Consider the following 17,119-nt stretch of genomic DNA (forward strand, 5'->3'; position numbering starts at 1 on the left):
ATTCATAAACTTCTATCGTTATTTTTTAGCCGGAATTGCCCTTCAGAAACGTCGAATTAATGACGTTATTTTTATGGCAGATTGTGTCCCTCGTTTCCGCTACATACGTAGGACAAATCCCCTGGCTAAATACAATCTCGAGTGCCGACTCTCGTTCAGGAGGAACGGATCGCCCCCAGAGGCCCAGGGAGTTCGTTGACGGTTTTCGACATCAAGGATGAGATGGCTATGAGTTTGAAACGCAGCACCGGCAGCACGCAAAGCCCGCATTTTTATGCCGAAATGGGCGAGTTGATTGCACACAGCGGCCACGAGGATTTTGCCGCCCATATGCTGCACTTGGTGAGCAAATGGCTGCCGATTCATCTGGTCGATCTGAGCGAGTGGACCCTGGACGAACTGCACGACCGCGCGCTCGACATCAAGCTGCTCGGCAGTGCCGGCCAGAAACAGGATTTGCCGCCGCCCCTGGCTGTGCGTCCGCTGGACAACCACCCGCTGCTCCAGCAAATGCTCGGCATGCAGGACCCGCTGCTGATCCAGATGAACGCCAAACCCAACAGCGCCCACCCTCGTGGCACCTCGCACCAATGCAACCTGGTGTCGCGCCAAGGCAACCGACGCTGCGTCATTTCGTTTTACCGACCCCATACCCAGCGCGGCTTTTCCCTGGCCGAACTGTCGTTTCTCAAGTGTCTGTCGGACACCCTGCTGCCGCTGATCGAACGCCATGCACAGATGCTGCGCCAGACGCCGCACGCCCAGGCCGAGCCAGCCCACACGTTGCTTGAGCAATCGCAATTGCAGCGTGAGTTCTACAAGCGCCTGTCCCTTGGCGACATCGCCTTGTCGGCGCGCGAACAGGAAGTGTGCCTGGGCCTGCTGACCGGCGGCACGGTGCCGCAGATGGCGCAACGGCTCAGTGTGAAAAACAGCTCCATCGAAACCTACCTCAAGCGCGCTGCCGCCAAGCTGGGCGTAAGTGGCCGGCATGGCTTGGCCAAATGGATGGTGGGCGCCTGATGAAAAAGCTCACCCTCACGGGCATGGTCTTCGTGCTTGGCGGCTGTTCGCTGATCCCCGAGTACCAGCGGCCCGAGGCGCCGACGCCGGGGCAGTATCCCCAGGCCGGTGTGTATGCGCTGGCACAGGCCGGGACGCTGACGGCCTCCTCGGACTGGCAGCAACTGTTCCATGACCCGGCGCTGCACCAGCTGATCAGCGCGGCGTTGGTCAATAACCGCGATCTGCGGGTGGCGGCGCTGAACGTCGAGGCCTTCCAGGCGCAGTACCGCATCCAGCGGGCCGACCTGTTCCCGGCGGTGTCCGCGATGGGGGCCGGCACCCGCCAGCGCGTGCCTGGGGAGGTGAACGGCAGCGGTAAACCGGCGATCACCTCCACCTACTCCGCCACCCTCGGCATCAGTGCCTATGAGCTGGATTTTTTTGGCCGCGTGCACAGCCTCAGCGAACAGGCGATGCTCACCTACCTGGGCACCGAAGAAGCCCGGCGCAGCGCGCAACTGAGCCTGGTGGCCAATGTCGCCAATGCCTACCTGACCTGGCGCGCCGACCAGGAGTTGTTGGACTTGGCCGAGCAAACCCTGGTGGCCAATGACCATAGCCTGCACCTGACCAGCCGCAGCAAAACGGCGGGCAAAGCCTCGGCCCTGGACGTCGTGCAAGCGCGCACCAGCGTTGAAAGCACCCGCGCCAGCGTGGCCCGCTATGCGCGTCAGGTTGCGCAAGACCTCAACAACCTGGCCCTGTTGGTGGGCGGCCCGGTGGATCAAACCTTGCCGCCCCGCCCGCTGGCGGCTGACTTGGTGGCCCGCGTGCCCGCCGGGTTACCGTCGGACCTGCTGCAACGCCGCCCGGATATCCTCCAGGCCGAGTACCAACTGCGCGCCGCCAACGCCAATATCGGCGCGGCCCGTGCAGCATTCTTTCCGTCGGTGAGCCTTACGGCCAACGCCGGCAGCACCAGCACCGAGCTGTCGGGGCTGTTCAAGGGTGGCTCGGGCAGTTGGACCTTCCAGCCGCAAATCAACCTGCCGATCTTCAACGCCGGCAGCCTGCGCGCCAGCCTCGACTACGCCAAACTGCAAAAGGACATCACGGTGGCGCAGTACGAAAAAACCATCCAGACCGCCTTCCAAGAAGTCGCCAACGGCCTGGCCGCGCGCCAGACGTTTACCGACCAACTCAATGCACAGCGCGACTTCGTCGCGGCCAACCAGGCCTATTACGATTTGGCCCAACACCGCTATCGCGCCGGCGTGGACAGCAACCTCACATTCCTGGACGCCCAGCGTTCGCTGTTCAGCGCGCAACAGGGACTGATTGTGGATCGACTGGCACAGTTGGTGGCGGAGGTGAATCTGTATACCGCGCTGGGTGGCGCGTGGGGAGATCGGGCGGTGCTGACAACGCAGCGCTAGCGCACTTCCATTTGAGCTGAACTGCGAAGCGGCCCCATTCCTCAATAATGCCGTGCACCCAAGCCTTTGTGGCAAAGGCTGTTGGCGCTGCTGCGCAGCCCAGCGCGGGGCAAGCCCGCTCACCACAAAGAGCAAGCTCACCATGACTTCCTAGACCTGTGCGCACCTACTTGAGCTGGGCAACACCTTGTAGTGAGCAGGCTTGCCCTGCGCTGGGCTGCGAAGCGGCCCCATTCCTCAATAATGCCGTGCACCCAAGCCTTTGTGGCAAAGGGTGTTGGCGCTGCTGCGCAGCCCAGCGCGGGGCAAGCCCGCTCACCACAAAGAGCAAGCTCACCATGACTTCCTAGACCTGAGCGCACCTACTTGAGCTGGACAACGCCTTGTAGTGAGCAGGCTTGCCCTGCGCTGGGCTGCGAAGCGGCCCCATTCCTCAATAATGCCGTGCACCCAAGCCTTTGTGGCAAAGGGTGTTGGCGCTGCTGCGCAGCCCAGCGCGGGGCAAGCCTGCTCACTACAAGAGCCCGTTCACTACGCCCCCCTCGACCTCGATCAACCATCGCGGTTACGACAACCCGCTGACGATACCCACCTTGCAAACCGCAACAGCACGGTGCAGGTTGACCAAAACGGCACGCGCCCTACCAATTCCCCATCCCCAGACTGAATGGCGAAAACTGCGCAAATTCCCAGCGCAACGCCAACGCGGCCGGCCGCCACACCACCTGCTCGACGGTGACGGTCCACACCCGTTGCGCGCCGTCAAACGCCGCCACTTCGGGGCCGTCGAGTATCAACGCGGTACGCCCGGCAATCTGCAACACGTCCCCCGATTCAAAGTCGATGAACAGCAGCCCCGCCACCGGGTTGGCTGCCAGGTTGCCCAGGGTGTTGAAGAACAGGTTGCCGGCAAAGTCGGGGATGGTCAGCAGGTTGCCGTCGACGCGCACAAAGCCCGTGTTGCCGCCGCGATGGGACACGTCCACCGAGCGTTCGCCATCCGCGTCCACATAGCTGGCGACGAAGAAGGTGTCGGCGTGGCGAATCATCGTTTGTGCGTCAAGGTCCAGGCTGGCAGTGCGCTCGGCCACGGTGCCGGGTTTACGCGCGATGCCGTCCACGGGCCGCAGTTGGATGTACTTGGGGCAGTTGCCGAAGGTGTGCACCACGTCCACCGAAAACCCTGCGTGATCCACGGCGCCGATGCGGCCGTTCATGCGGTTACGGCGGCGGGTATTGAGGTCGATACCCAGCACACCCACCGCAGCACCGCTGCTCAAGGCCGGGCGGGCGGGATCACTGGCAGATGGCAGGCTGTCGATCTGCAAGTTGTGCGGGTCGGGCGAGTGGGCAAACCCCGGCGCGCCTTCCACCAGCGTCGCCCAAGGAACGCCCTGCTCATCCACTACACCGAGCAGCAGGTACGGCAACAAGGGATAAAAATCCCGATGCTGCTCGGGCAAATGGTCGCGAATCACTTTGGGGCCGACCACGGCCATGCGGTCGGCAACGCCGGCGCTTTCCTGCATCTGCCGTTCACCGGCATGCCAGGGGGACTGTTCGATTGGGTTCATGGCGATCACCTCCAATGGGATGTGTCGATGCTGCGCGCTGCACGGCGGCGAGAGAATGCCCACGCCTGGCAATCCACTGTTACGCCAACTGAAATGCCGGATGACCACGCAACGCCGCCACACAATGCTCGACAAAACTGCGCACGCGCATCGGGGCATTGCGGCCCTCGCGATACACCACGTTGACCGGCAGCGGCGGCCCTTCGTAGGCCGGCAAGATCCGGCGCAATTGCCCGCTGCTCAACGGCTCGTGCAAGGGATAGCTCAAGCAACGCATCACACCCGCGCCCTGGACGGCGGCGTTGATCGCGCCTTGCACCGTGGAGCAGCCCAAGCGTGCTCGGGCCCTGAGCACGTAGCCCGAAAAATCCCACTGCACCTGATCGGCATGGGCAATCAACCGATGCTGCTTGAGCTCACTCGGGTGCCGGGGCTCGCCGTGGGCGGCGAGGTAATCGGGGCTGGCGCAGAGGATCTGCCGTACCTGCCCAAGTGGCCGCGCAATCAGCGAAGAACTGCGCAGCTCACCCACCAGGATCGCCACGTCCAGGCCCTCTTCGTGCAGGTTGGGGTCATAGTCGTGATAACGCGCCACCACGCGCACGTCGGGGTAACGCTGCAGATAGTCGGCCAATACCGGCGCCATCAGGTAACGGCTGAACAACAACGGCAAGAACACCCGCAGGTTGCCCTGGGCCTGCACGTGCAACCCCTTGGCCGAGGCTTCGGCGGCATCCACACTGGCCAGCAGGCGCAGGCAGTCGGCCAGGTAGGCACTGCCGGCGTCGGTCAGGCTCACGCCTCGGGTGCTGCGTTGCAGCAACGTCACGCGCAAGCGCGCTTCCAACCGGGCGATTGCGCGTACCAGGGTCGGGCCAGAGACACACGCACGGCGCGCCGCCTGGGCCAGGCTCGGTTGCCCGGCCAAGGCCGCGAACAGCTGCATATCGCGATAACGCTCCATCAACTGCGCCGCTGCAGCGCCGCGTCCTGGCCCAGGCGCTGGCTGAGAAAATCCACAAAGGTGCTGACCTTGGCCGGGACGCGACCGCTGTTCTGGAACACCACCTGGATCGGCAGTGGTGCCGGTTCAAAGGCCTCCAGCACAACCTCCAACTCACCGGCCGCCACCGCCGCTGCGACCTGGTACGACAGCACCCGCGTCATGCCCCACCCCAGGCGCGCCAGGTTGATCGCTGCGTTGTTCGCCGACACCACTAGGCGTGGTTCGATGGGCACCGTTAGCGGCTGGTCGCCCTGGACGAAAGCCCATTCGTTCACCGATTGGCTAGCGGACGACAAAGCAACCATCCTGGCTTCACGCAACTGCCCCGGATGCTCGGGTCGGCCGTGCTGGTCGAGATAACCGGGCGACGCACACACCACACGACGCACCTGCCCAACCGTAATCGCCTGCTGCCCCGCCTCGTGCAGATGGCCGATGCGCACGGCCACGTCGATGCCTTCGTCGACCATATTCACCACCCGATCCACCAGCAAAGCGTTGATGTTCACCTGTGGAAAAAGGTCGAGATAGTCACCCAGCGCCGGCGCCACATACAGCTCGCCAAACAGCACCGGCGCGGTCACCGTCAGGTGGCCACAGGGGATGGAATAACTGCCCGCTGCCGCTTCCTCGGCTTCATCCAGTTCGGCGAGGATGCGCCGGCAATCTTCCAGGTAACGCTGGCCGGCTTCGGTCAGGTGCAGGCTGCGGGTGGTGCGCGCCAACAGTTGGGTGCCGATGCGCTGTTCCATCGCAGCGATGGCACGCGTCACGCTGGGGGGCGAGGTGTTGAGGCGGCGCGCGGCGGCGGCAAAGCCCTCCTCCTCGGCCACCGCCAGGAACACCTGCATTTCGTGAAATCGGTCCATCGGTGCTCCTGTAGTTTTTTGTGGCGAGGGAGCTTGCTCCCGTTGGGTTGCGCAGCGGAACTAAAAAGCCGGGAGCGCTTCGCACTCCAGCGCGAGCAAGCTCGCTCACCACAGCGGCTCACTCGCCACAGGGTGCTCACATCATGGCGCTTGCAACCCCACCGCCGTACGCGGCATGCCGACAAAACCCGCAAGTGCCTCAATGCCCGCGAGCCAGGCGCGCACCTGAGGGTAGTCGGCCAGCGACACATTGCCTTCCGGCGCGTGGGCGACGTAGGTGTAGAACGCGATGTCGGCAATGCTCGGTTGCTCGCCGGCCAGGAAGCGGGTTTCACTCAGTTGCTGCTCCACCAACACCAACAAGGCATGGGCACGGCTGATGGCCGCCGCCGCATCCACGTCAGCGCCAAACACCGTGGCCAACCGCGCCGTCGCGGGCCCGGCATGCAGTTGCCCGGCAGCCGCCGACAGCCAACGCTGAACCCGCGCCTGCCCTGCCGGATCACTCGGCAGCCATTGGCCGTTGCCGTATTTCGTGGCGAGGTAAACCAAAATTGCATTGGAATCGGCCAACACCGTGCCGTTGTCGTCAATCGCTGGCACCTGGCCGAAGCGGTTGATGGTCGCGGTGAAATCGGCGGACTTATGCGCGCCTTGCTTGAGGTCCACCAGGATAAATTCCGTGGGCAGCCCCAACAGGGAGAGCATCAACTCAGCCCGATGGGAATGACCGGACAGCGGGAAACCATAGAGTTTTATCGCGGACGGGGACATGAACGGCTCCAAAAGTGAGGGTATCGACGCCAGGCATGGTCCATCGCGGCGCCGATTGTTGGAATCACCAGGATTTACAATCCAGCATTTCATCTAGCGAAACAATTATTCGCGGACAATTGTGCGATCAGGCTGAAAATGGTTCCCTTCAAGGTGCAATCCAGAGCGGCGAGCATGTTCAGCCACTGCTGAATCTGATGCGCAATTAACTGCTGGAAAGCCGCGTCATCCACTGCAATGTGCCGGAGCCCCTGCTCAAAGGCTATCGCGGCTATTTGATGACCGATGATTACGCTGGTATCGCCACACTCTAAGCAGCGACATGCACGTAGGATCCTTCTGTAAAACAACACCTGCAACAACCCATGCGCACATAACACGACCAAGAATTTTCCTACAACTCCTGTGGCTTGCAGTTGTTATAACGCACCGCTAGCCTCTTGCAGTCGCTGCTTATCAGCGATCGGGTTTGGTCGCCCGGGTTAGAATGGCGCACAGTGCCGCGCAAGCGGCATTATTGTGTTCGCGTTATGGCGAACTGTGCGCGGGAGGGCTTAGGCCCTGCCGGGTTTCCATTCCCTGGTCGACCAACCTGCGTACAGCTCGCCACCTTCCTGCTTGGTCGCAGAGGTGGTCAGCTCCAACTGAATGGAGATTTACTGCATGAAAAAGGTTACTCCGAACCCCCCGCCCCCGTCCTCAGATGACACCCCACACACTCCACCGAACATCATCTTCGCCGTCCGCCCGGACCTCAGCACCGAAGTGGCCTTGAGCAATGCGAGCGAGATGCTTGAATCGGCAACTGTGTGCGGGTACGACTGCGCCGAGCACCTTGATGGTTCAAGCCGAAAACAAGTGCTGGCGGTGGTGCAGATGATTGAAATAGCTCAGCTATTGGTGGATGAAGCGCTAAACCGTGAGTGTCCTTTGGCCTGAGTCTAGGGCGAGCTACTGTGACTTGCCTGCGGGGTCGGCGGATGATTTTTTACTGACATTCCGCCATCGCAGGCAAGTCGAATGGGCGCCTTACCGCACCAATATTAAACCGGCTCCACCGTGCACCCTTGATTGATCGAATGGACAACTGAACCACCCGCAGTGTCTGTTTATGCTCCCGCCCGAGTGGAGCAAGGAGTCGTTCCAGTCGCTTCACGTCATTCAAGTAGCCGTACCCATGAAAGGATCACGCACGCCCATCGCTATTGCCGATGAATCGTTCACCACCCAAAACAAACTGCGCCTGGCCAAGTGGGAAGAAAACCCACCGAAGTCTCCGTCGATCCTGGCTCTGTTCTACAGCGACGACTCGATTGCCAACGGCTGCAACAACACCTGAGGTTCAGGCGCGCTCTTGCAAGCGATCACGCAAAAACCGATGGTTCACTGAAAACAACCGCCGGTAGGTGAGCAGCACCGCCCCTACCGTGCCCAACGCCGACGATGCGGCGATCAAGAACATGATCACGATCTGATAACGCACCGCGTCCACCGGACTCTCCCCCGCCAATACCTGCCCGGTCATCATGCCGGGCAGGCTGACGATGCCGACCACGGTCATCTGGTTCAGCGTCGGGATCATGCCGGCACGCACGGCCTGGCGGATGGCTTCCTGCGCGGCCTCCCAGCGCGAGCCGCCGAGGGCGAGGATCATTTCGATGGTGTTGCGACCCGAAGTGAGTTCCTGGGTCATGCGCTCGATACCCAGGGATACGCCGGTCAGGGTGTTGCCGAGGATCATGCCCAGGATCGGGATCGCGTATTGCGGCTCGTACCACGGGTGGATGCGGATCACCGCAAACAGGCCCACCGCCGTCACCAGCCATGAACTGCCCCACACCGACAGGATGCTGTCGACCTTTTGCCCACGGTAAGTCCTGCGCCCGCGCCCCGCCGCCGACAACCCCGCGATCAAGGTCATCGCACACATCAAGGGCAGCACCACGTACCAATAGGCGAACTCGAACACCCAGCCCAGCAGGTAACCGATGGCCAGCAATTGCACCACGGTGCGCACGGCCGCCCACACCAGTTGGCGCCCAAGGCCCAGGCGTAGCAGCAACGACAACGCGCCGTTGATCAGGATCAGCGACGCGGCGATGCCCATGTCCAGCGCCGTGAGGTTCTGATAATTCATCGCGAGATCGCTCCGCTGAGGACACCGGCACTCATGTGCAAGTGGATGTCGCTCATGCGCCGGGCCTGATCCAGATCGTGGGACACCCAGATATAAGCGCGAGCCTTGTCGCCGGCAAACCAGGCGTCGATCAGCGCTTCCACCTCGCGGGATGAGGTGGGGTCGAGGGCGGCGGTAGGTTCGTCGAGCAACAACACTTCAGGGTTCAGTTGCAATGTGCGGATCAGCGAGACCACCTGGGACTCGCCGCCCGACAGGTCCAGCGCGTTCTTACTCAAGAAGTCCGCCGCCTTGCCGGCATGCCCCAGCAAGCTCGTCACCGCGTTCCGGTCGAACTGGCGTTGGCGCAGGGTCTTGAGACTGAACGGAAAACGCAGGTTGTCCTCAACCGTGCCTTCAAGCAACGCCGGGCGTTGGGACAGGTAGCTGATGTGGCTGCGGTAATGGGGGATCTGCGCGTTGGCAATCGGCTGGTTATTCCACAGCACTTGCCCGGAACTCGGCGTATCCAACAGGGCCAGCGCGCGCAACAGCACACTTTTGCCGGAGCCGGATGAACCGGTGATGGACACGCGGTCTGCGCGGTGCAACGCGAAATCCGTGGGTTGCAGCAACGCCACCTGGTGGCGCTCGTCCCGGCGCGTCAGGGCGCGGGTCTGTATCAAAGGGGTGTCAGTCATGCACTCTTTACTCGGTTGAACGGCTTGCAATCCACTGCCCCGCTGCCTATATTCCGTGCCTGGCGCTGTCTACGCCACCTTCCGCGGAAAGGGCTGCGCCCAGGATCCTTGACTGAATATCACATTTCTACGACTCCCAACCTGAAAGCGGAATAGGTTTGTGCAAGGAGATCGTATGTCGCAACGCCCGTTATCTTCCAACACCGATGGCCGCCTCAACCTTGAGCAGCAGCGCAAGCGCGCCAAGGAACTGTTGCCGCGCCTGAAAGCCCAAGACGCCGCCGCGACCCTGTCCCAGGCCCAATGGCAGGTCGCCAAACAGCTCGGCTTTAGCAGTTGGCCCAAGCTCAAGGCCCATATCGACGCCCTCGACTTCGCCGCCCGCCACCCTGGCTTCGACGCCAGCGATGAAGCGCGCACCACCCATTGGCGCTGCGGCAATGACATCGCCCACAGCCTGCAGGTGGCGGGGTTCAAGGGCCAGTTCCAGATGCTCAGCGACCCGCTGTGCATGGGCCCGGTGCGTGACCTGCCGAACCAGGCATTCCGTGCGATGCGCAGCACCTTTATCAGCCAATCGTTCACCATCGACCCCGCCGATGCAGCGCGCCGCGTCGACGATGAGTACAACCACCTCGACACCCTGGCCAGCGCTGAACACAGCGTGTTGTGGTGCGAGGCGGATGCGTATGACCAACTGTTCCTGATCCGCGCACTGGCCGGCCTTGAGCGGGCGCCGCGCAAGCTGGAGTTGATCGAGGTGGACCGCATCCCCGGCGTCGAGCGCTTTATCGGCATCGGCCAACTGGCGCCTGATGTGCTCGCCTGGCTTTGGCCACAGCGCAAGCCAATCGCAGACGACGCAGTGCACTTGGCAAAACGGGCCTGGTCGGCCTATTGCGACAGTTCACCAATAGCATGGGCCGAGTTGGCCCACGGCAAGCACACCGCCCTGCCCTTGCTGGCCCCGGCGCTGTTGCGCCAGTTGCAGGAGTTGCCGGGAACACACGATGGTCTATCGCTGACCGAGCGCCTGGCCCTCACCTACCTCGCCGAAGCCGGACCCACGCCGTTTGGCCGGGTGTTCGCCGAGTTGATGGCCAAGCGCGAGCCGCTGCCGTTTCTGGGGGACATGATGTTTCATGCGTTGATGCGGCCGCTGATTGATACAGAGCGCCCATTGCTGACCGAGACCGAGCCACACAAACCCTGGCCACAACGAATGTTGGCGCTGACCGCATTGGGCCAGGACGTGCTCCAAGGCCGAGCGTATTGGCCCGACCATGCAACGCAGGAGCGCTGGGTCGGCGGCGTGCGTATCACCCCCGGCCAGCCGCACTGGGGGATTGATGAACATGCGCATCCGCACTGGCGCAGCGCTACCGAATAACCAGCCTACTGTGGCGAGGGAGCAAGCTCCCTCGCCACAACAAGCTCCCCACCACACTTTTTCGCGAGACCCATTCATGCGAACCCTGATCCTCGCCAGCCTCTGCCTATTGGCAGGCTGCCAACACACCCCACCCGCCAACGACCAACTCGACGCCGTGCTCTGGACCCAAACCTCCATCGAACACGAAATGATCTACCGCCAACTCTTCGCCAACGCCACCCGCCAACTCGACACGGCGCTGGCCGATCCCACCTGGGACGCCCTGCCCTTTGCACCCCGCAACCTCAACGGCCTGCCGCCAGCGGTGGTCGTCGACATCGACGAGACCCTGCTCGACAACGTGCCTCTCAACGCCCGCGACGTGGTCAACAACCAGGTCTACTCCTACGACCGCTGGAATACCTGGGTCGACCAGGCCAAGGCTCAGGCCCTCCCCGGCTCGGTGGCATTCCTGCAAGCGGCCCGGCAAAAAGGCATCAAGGTTTACTACCTCACCAACCGCGAACACAGCCAGGTCGCCGCCACGGTGAAAAACCTGCGCCTGCGCGGTTTCCCGGTGGAAAGTGACGAACAGGTGCTGGCCGCCAGCACGCCCACCGGCCACTGCGAAAGTGCCGGCTACGGCAAGAACTGCCGCCGCCAATGGGTCGCCAGCCACGCCCGCGTATTGCTGATGGCCGGGGATTCGATGGGGGATTTCGTGCAGGCCGAACACAACACGTTAGAAGCCCAGCGCAAGGCCGTCGCACCCTATGTGAACTGGCTGGGCCAACGCTGGTTCCTGCTGCCCAACCCAACCTACGGCAACTGGTACAGCGCGCCCTACAAGGATGATGAAAAGCTGGCGTTCGAACGCAAACGCCAGCTCAAGCAGCAGGCGTTGGACTTGCAGGAATAAGCGGGCTCAGTGCCGCAGCAACTTGCGCAGCGGCACGCCATCCTTGAGCACCGGCGACTTGATCACGATGTAGCTGAAATACTTGGAGATGCCGATGTTCTTGTCCAACAGGCTCTCCACCACTTCCTGGTAATGCTGGATGCTGCGCGTCATAAAGCGCACCAGGTAGTCGTAGCCGCCGCTGATCAGGTGGCATTCGAGCACTTCGTCCACCAGGCGGATGTTGGACTCGAACTTGGCGAAGTCTTCGCGCTTGTGGTCGCTGAGGGTGATTTCGGTGAACACCGTGACCGAATCGGTGATCTTGGCCAGGTTCAAGTGCGCCTTGTAGCTGGAAATATACCCCGCCGACTCCAACCGCTTGACCCGTTGCAGGCACGGGCTGGCCGACAACCCCACGGCGTCGGCGAGGCTGACGTTGGTCATCCGGCCGTCCTTTTGCAGTTCAACCAGAATGCTGATGTCGATCCGGTCCAGCTTGACTTGCCCTTCCATTGCCTACCTCTTGACTGCCGTTTGTAAGCAATCTTCTAGCAAAATCAGCGCCGTAAAGACAGCTGATGCTGCGCCACCAGATCCGCCATGCTGTTAATGCAGTAATGCGCCGCACACGGCGAAGGCTGCCGGGCCCGCTGGCGGCCGATCAGACAGCGGTCCAACGCGCCCTCGGCGCTCACCGACGGGCCGGTCACATGCAGCACCGGTTGCATCTCATCCGGCGGCTGATTGAGCCATTGCGGGTCATCGGCCAGGGAAATGAAATCTTCCGGTGCAATGCCCAACCGCTCGCACAACACGCCACGATCCTCGGCGTCGCGATCACCACGCACCAGCAACCGGTAGAACTTGCGCAAATAGAGCATAGCTCCCGGCGCGTCCTCGAACAGCGACCAATTGCCCGCCGACCGGGCAAAGGTCATGCCCTCCTCCCAACTGGCGTGCACACCCCAGCGTTCAGCGAGCTGGCGATGGGCAAAGCACAGCACGCCACTGAAGCCCAGCTCCGCAAAGCGCGGGTACAACGCGGCGACCACCGCGCCGTATTCGGCCAGCACCTGCTCCCTGGGCACCTGCCCGCCACGGCTGTCGAGCAGCGGTTGCAACGCTGCCCACACCCCCGAATCGCGGTCCACCAGCACTTCATCGCAATCGATCAGCAACGCTCGATAATCTGTCAGTCCCATGTGGGGTCAAGCCTCCAATGATGCAGTTCACCCTGAACAGGCACAGGCTCAGTTCAAGACCCGTGCCAACGCGCCGTCGAGGATTTTCAGGGCTTCGTCGACCTGGGCCTCGGTGGCCACCAATGGCGCGAGGAAGCGCAACACGTTGCGGTACACGCCGCATTTGATCACCAGCAAACCGCCGGCGCGGGCTTCGTCGATCACCCGTTGGTTAAGGTCGGCATCCGGGGTGCGCGCCGAGTCGTCCTGGATCAACTCCATCGCCAACATAAAACCGGTGCCGCGTACATCGCCGATACGCGGGTAGCGTGCCTGCAAAGCGAGCAGGCCCTGGCGCAGGCGTTCGCCCAGCACTTGGCTGCGATCCAGCAATTGCTCGTGCTCGAAGGCATCGATCACTGCCAGTGCCGCTGCGCATGCCAGGGCGTTGCCGCCGTAGGTGCCGCCCAGGCCACCGGGCAGCGGTGCGTCCATGATGTGCGCCTTGCCAACCACACCGGACAACGGCAAGCCGCCGGCCAGGCTCTTGGCCACGGTGACCAGGTCTGGCTGGATGCCCGCATGCTGGAAACCGAACCAAGTGCCGGTGCGACCGAAACCGGTCTGGATCTCGTCCAGGATCAGCACAATGCCGTGCTTGTCGGCCAACGCGCGCAAAGCCTGGAGAAACTCGGGCGGCGCAGTGAGAAAGCCGCCATCGCCCTGCACCGGTTCGATAATGATCGCCGCGACGCGCTCCGGCGCCACCTGGGTCGCCAGCAATTCGTCGAGGGCTTTAAGCGCCAGTTCGCTGGTCACGCCGCGATAGGCATTCGGGTACGGCGTGTGGAACACCTCCGGCGCGAACGGCCCGAAGTTTTGCTTGTAGGGTTGGCTCATGCCGGTGAGTGTGGTGCCCAGCAAGGTACGGCCATGGAAACCACCACGAAAGGCAATCACCGCCGAACGATTGGTGTGAGCGCGGGCGATCTTCACCGCGTTTTCCACCGCCTCGGCGCCGGAAGTGAAAAATGCCGCCTTATAGGCCGCTTGCCCACCGATCATTTCACACAGGCGCTGGGCCAGGTCGAGATAAGGCTGGTACGCCACCACCTGGAAGCACGCATGGGAAACCTTCTGCAACTGCGCCTGCACCGCCGCGACCACCTTGGGATGGTTATGCCCGATGTTGAGCACGCCGATACCGCCGACAAAATCCAGGTAGCGCTTGCCATCCACGTCCCACAACTCTGCGCCCTGGGCGCGGTCGATCACCAGCGGATGCGCGGTAACCAGCCCACGGGGCACGAATTGCTCGCGCTGACGGAGCAAATGAGGGGTTTCATCGACTTTGCTGTTCATGGCATTTCCCATCGTGAGTGCGGCAACCGGAAGGTGATTGCGATGCTGTTCAGAGTACGGCGTGCGGGCAACCAACTACGCCGAACTTGGCCCGTGAGAAATGCGGATCCACTGTTTTGCCCCGGCCTTTCAACAGATCCTGCGCCGGGCTTTGGGCGATCATGAACGTCTCCTTTATCCAGCAGGAACTCCCTATGGCCTTGCTCTACAAAGCCGACCCAGTGCGCGGTCAACACTGGCAAGCACTGTTCGCCGAACACGCGCCCGACATCGAGTGGCGCGCCTGGCCGGACATCGGCAACCCCGAAGACATCGAATACCTCGCCGCCTGGCAAGCGCCGGACGATGTGGCGCAACTGCTGCCCAACCTGAAGGTGCTGTTTGCGTTGTCGGCCGGGGTCGATCAACTGGACCTGTCCCGCCTGCCCCCCGAACTGCCGGTGGTGCGCCTGCTGGATCCGGGCATCACCCGTGGCATGTGCGAATACGCCAGTTGGGCGGTGCTCAGTGTGCACCGGGACATGCTGCGTTACCGACAGCAGCAGGTTGCGCGTTGTTGGCAGGGGCATTTGTTGCAGCCGGCGGCGAACCGGCGTGTAGGGGTGATGGGACTGGGCGCCCAGGCGCAGCAGATTCTGGCGACGTTGGCGCCGTTGGGGTTTGCGCTGTCGGGGTGGGCGCGCAGTGCTCATCAGATTGCGGGCGTGGCGTGTTTTGCCGGAGTGTCGCAACTGCCGGCGTTTTTGCGTGAGTGCGATATTTTGTTGTGTGTGCTGCCGTTGACGGAGCAGACCCGGGGGATCTTGGATCGCCGCCTGTTTGATCAACTACCCCGAGGCGCGGCGCTGATCAACATGGGGCGTGGTGGGCATTTGGTCGAAGAGGATTTACTGGAAGCGCTGGGGAGTGGGCAATTGAGTGCTGCGGTGTTGGATGTGCTGCAGGAAGAACCGGCGCCGGCGCAGCATCCGTTTTGGGATCATCCGCAGATTGTACTCACGCCGCATATTGCTGCGATGACCCAGCCGGCGAGTGCGTTTGGTGGGTTGTTGGAGGATATTCGGCGTCATCAACGGGGGCAGGATATGCTGGGTGAGGTGGATCGGGTACGGGGGTATTGATCCGTTACTTAGGTAACGGCTACTTATGGTTTCGCCTGACGGCGGCTAACTTTGCAAAAGCCCCCAAAAACTTCCCGTGCATGCTGAATCCCTGGCAAGTGAGCTGTTGTGGTGAGCGGGCTTGTCCCGCGCTGGGCTGCGCAGCAGCCTCCAATAAGGTCACCGCAAAGTGCCAGAATCAATCGAAGTGAAGGTTCTGGGGCCGCTTCGCAGCCCGGCGCGGGACAAGCCCGCTCACCACAGAGTTATGTGTCAGCGCTTCAAGCGTCGTAGGTACCTCTGCCCCGATGAGTTACTTAGGTAACGGCTACTTATGGTTCCGCCTGACGGCGGCTCACTTTGCCAAAGCCCCCAAAAACTTCCCGTGCATGCTGAATCCATGGCAAGTGAGCTGTTGTGGTGAGCGGGCTTGTCCGCGCTGGGCTGCGCAGCAGCCCCCAATAAGGTCACCGCAGAGTGCCAGAATCAATCGAAGTGAAGGTTCTGGGGCCGCTTCGCAGCCCGGCGCGGGACAAGCCCGCTCACCACAGAGTTATGTGTCAGCGCTTCAAGCGTCGTAGGTACCTCTGCCCCGATGAGTTACTTAGGTAACGGCTACTTATGGTTCCGCCTGACGGCGGCTCACTTTGCCAAAGCCCCCAAAAACTTCCCGTGCATGCTGAATCCATGGCAAGTGAGCTGTTGTGGTGAGCGGGCTTGTCCGCGCTGGGCTGCGCAGCAGCCCCCAATAAGGTCACCGCAGAGTGCCAGAATCAATCGAAGTGAAGGTTCTGGGGCCGCTTCGCAGCCCGGCGCGGGACAAGCCCGCTCACCACAGAGTTATGTGTCAGCGCTTCAAGCGTCGTAGGTACCTCTGCCCCGATGAGTTACTTAGGTAACGGCTACTTATGGTTCCGCCTGACGGCGGCTCACTTTGCAAAAGCCCCCAAAAACTTCCCGTGCATGCTGAATCCCTGGCAAATGAGCTGTTGTGGTGAGCGGGCTTGTCCCGCGCTGGGCTGCGCAGCAGCCCCCAATAAGGTCACCGCAGAGTGCCAGAATCAATCGAAGTGAAGGTTCTGGGGCCGCTTCGCAGCCCGGCGCGGGACAAGCCCGCTCACCACAGAGTTATGTGTCAGCGCTTCAAGCGTCGTAGGTACCTCTGCCCCGATGAGTTACTTAGGTAACGGCTACTTATGGCTCCGCCTGACGGCGGCTCACTTTGCCAAAGCCCCCAAAAACTTCCCGTGCATGCTGAATTCATGGCAAGTGAGCTGTTGTGGTGAGCGGGCTTGTCCCGCGCTGGGCTGCGCAGCAGCCCCCAATAAGGTCACCGCAGAGTGCCAGAATCAATCGAAGTGAAGGTTTTGGGGCCGCTTCGCAGCCCGGCGCGGGACAAGCCCGCTCACCACAGAGTTATGTGTCAGCGCTTCAAGCGTCGTAGGTACCTCTGCCCCGATGAGTTACTTAGGTAACGGCTACTTATGGTTCCGCCTGACGGCGGCTCACTTTGCCAAAGCCCCCAAAAACTTCCCGTGCATGCTGAATCCCTGGCAAGTGAGCTGTTGTGGTGAGCGGGCTTGCCCCGCGCTGGGCTGCGCAGCAGCCCCCAATAAGGTCACCGCAGAGTGCCAGAATCAATCGAAGTGAAGGTTCTGGGGCCGCTTCGCAGCCCGGCGCGGGACAAGCCCGCTCACCACAGAGTTATGTGTCAGCGCTTCA

Annotated in this window: 15 protein-coding genes and 1 pseudogene; 7 read left to right on the plus strand and 9 right to left on the minus strand. The window is 62.1% G+C overall.

What is annotated here, in order from left to right:
- Positions 1 to 228 precede the first annotated feature (228 nt).
- Entirely contained in the window at positions 229 to 1,023 is a 795-nt protein-coding gene (locus tag PspS35_RS18655; RefSeq protein WP_159936262.1) for a helix-turn-helix transcriptional regulator, read from the plus strand.
- Positions 1,023 to 2,441, plus strand: coding sequence for an efflux transporter outer membrane subunit (locus PspS35_RS18660; RefSeq protein ID WP_159936263.1), 1,419 nt, complete (start codon positions 1,023 to 1,025; stop codon positions 2,439 to 2,441). Before PspS35_RS18655 ends, PspS35_RS18660 begins: the two co-directional genes overlap by 1 nt.
- Positions 2,442 to 3,082: 641 nt before the next feature.
- On the opposite strand, the gene PspS35_RS18665 is transcribed toward PspS35_RS18660, so the two are convergent.
- The 4 genes from PspS35_RS18665 to PspS35_RS18680 all read right to left on the minus strand — a co-directional run bounded on the left by PspS35_RS18665 (position 3,083) and on the right by PspS35_RS18680 (position 6,664).
- Positions 3,083 to 4,015 (minus strand): pyridoxamine 5'-phosphate oxidase family protein, encoded by a 933-nt coding sequence (locus PspS35_RS18665; protein ID WP_159936264.1) that lies wholly within the window; start codon positions 4,013 to 4,015, stop codon positions 3,083 to 3,085.
- 79 nt (positions 4,016 to 4,094) lie between these two features.
- Positions 4,095 to 4,979, minus strand: coding sequence for a LysR substrate-binding domain-containing protein (locus PspS35_RS18670; protein ID WP_159936265.1), 885 nt, complete (start codon positions 4,977 to 4,979; stop codon positions 4,095 to 4,097).
- A complete protein-coding gene (locus PspS35_RS18675) occupies positions 4,979 to 5,890 on the minus strand; it encodes a LysR family transcriptional regulator (RefSeq protein WP_159936266.1) in 912 nt (303 codons plus the stop codon). Before PspS35_RS18675 ends, PspS35_RS18670 begins: the two co-directional genes overlap by 1 nt.
- Positions 5,891 to 6,031: 141 nt before the next feature.
- Positions 6,032 to 6,664 (minus strand): glutathione S-transferase, encoded by a 633-nt coding sequence (locus PspS35_RS18680; protein ID WP_159936267.1) that lies wholly within the window; start codon positions 6,662 to 6,664, stop codon positions 6,032 to 6,034.
- Between the two features lie 663 nt (positions 6,665 to 7,327).
- Between PspS35_RS18680 and PspS35_RS18685 the strand changes: the two genes are divergently transcribed.
- Positions 7,328 to 7,603 carry a DUF6124 family protein gene (locus tag PspS35_RS18685; protein ID WP_159936268.1) on the plus strand — a complete coding sequence of 92 codons (276 nt, stop codon included), beginning with the start codon at positions 7,328 to 7,330 and terminating at the stop codon, positions 7,601 to 7,603.
- Positions 7,604 to 7,868: 265 nt separating this feature from the next.
- Positions 7,869 to 7,976: pseudogene (locus PspS35_RS18690) on the plus strand (hypothetical protein); the annotation flags it as partial.
- 30 nt (positions 7,977 to 8,006) lie between these two features.
- Here the strand turns inward: PspS35_RS18690 and fetB are convergent.
- Together fetB and PspS35_RS18700 are read right to left on the minus strand one after the other, a co-directional pair.
- The gene (gene fetB / locus PspS35_RS18695) at positions 8,007 to 8,801 is read right to left on the minus strand and encodes an iron export ABC transporter permease subunit FetB (RefSeq protein WP_159936270.1); all 795 of its coding nucleotides are present in this window, start codon (positions 8,799 to 8,801) and stop codon (positions 8,007 to 8,009) included.
- Positions 8,798 to 9,481 carry an ATP-binding cassette domain-containing protein gene (locus PspS35_RS18700; protein WP_159936271.1) on the minus strand — a complete coding sequence of 228 codons (684 nt, stop codon included), beginning with the start codon at positions 9,479 to 9,481 and terminating at the stop codon, positions 8,798 to 8,800. Before PspS35_RS18700 ends, fetB begins: the two co-directional genes overlap by 4 nt.
- 175 nt (positions 9,482 to 9,656) lie before the next feature.
- Between PspS35_RS18700 and PspS35_RS18705 the strand changes: the two genes are divergently transcribed.
- Both PspS35_RS18705 and PspS35_RS18710 read left to right on the plus strand, forming a co-directional pair.
- Positions 9,657 to 10,871: a DUF1835 domain-containing protein gene (locus tag PspS35_RS18705; protein WP_159936272.1), complete on the plus strand. Its 1,215-nt coding sequence runs from the start codon at positions 9,657 to 9,659 to the stop codon at positions 10,869 to 10,871.
- A 76-nt stretch (positions 10,872 to 10,947) separates the two neighbouring features.
- Complete coding sequence (locus PspS35_RS18710) at positions 10,948 to 11,772, plus strand: HAD family acid phosphatase (protein WP_159936273.1); 825 nt, start codon at positions 10,948 to 10,950, stop codon at positions 11,770 to 11,772.
- A gap of 6 nt (positions 11,773 to 11,778) precedes the next feature.
- Here PspS35_RS18710 and PspS35_RS18715 read toward each other — a convergent pair whose 3' ends face one another.
- From PspS35_RS18715 to gabT, 3 genes are read right to left on the minus strand one after another with little or no spacing between them, the layout of a single operon-like run.
- Positions 11,779 to 12,267 (minus strand): Lrp/AsnC family transcriptional regulator, encoded by a 489-nt coding sequence (locus tag PspS35_RS18715; protein WP_010449292.1) that lies wholly within the window; start codon positions 12,265 to 12,267, stop codon positions 11,779 to 11,781.
- A gap of 44 nt (positions 12,268 to 12,311) precedes the next feature.
- Positions 12,312 to 12,956 (minus strand): 2-haloalkanoic acid dehalogenase, encoded by a 645-nt coding sequence (locus PspS35_RS18720; RefSeq protein ID WP_159936274.1) that lies wholly within the window; start codon positions 12,954 to 12,956, stop codon positions 12,312 to 12,314.
- A 48-nt stretch (positions 12,957 to 13,004) separates the two neighbouring features.
- On the minus strand, positions 13,005 to 14,297 hold the full coding sequence (gabT, locus tag PspS35_RS18725) for a 4-aminobutyrate--2-oxoglutarate transaminase (protein WP_159936275.1): 1,293 nt from the start codon (positions 14,295 to 14,297) through the stop codon (positions 13,005 to 13,007).
- A gap of 194 nt (positions 14,298 to 14,491) precedes the next feature.
- Between gabT and PspS35_RS18730 the strand changes: the two genes are divergently transcribed.
- Positions 14,492 to 15,418 carry a glyoxylate/hydroxypyruvate reductase A gene (locus PspS35_RS18730; RefSeq protein ID WP_159938076.1) on the plus strand — a complete coding sequence of 309 codons (927 nt, stop codon included), beginning with the start codon at positions 14,492 to 14,494 and terminating at the stop codon, positions 15,416 to 15,418.
- Positions 15,419 to 17,119 lie beyond the last annotated feature (1,701 nt).

This window comes from Pseudomonas sp. S35 (genome assembly GCF_009866765.1).
Classification (GTDB): domain Bacteria; phylum Pseudomonadota; class Gammaproteobacteria; order Pseudomonadales; family Pseudomonadaceae; genus Aquipseudomonas.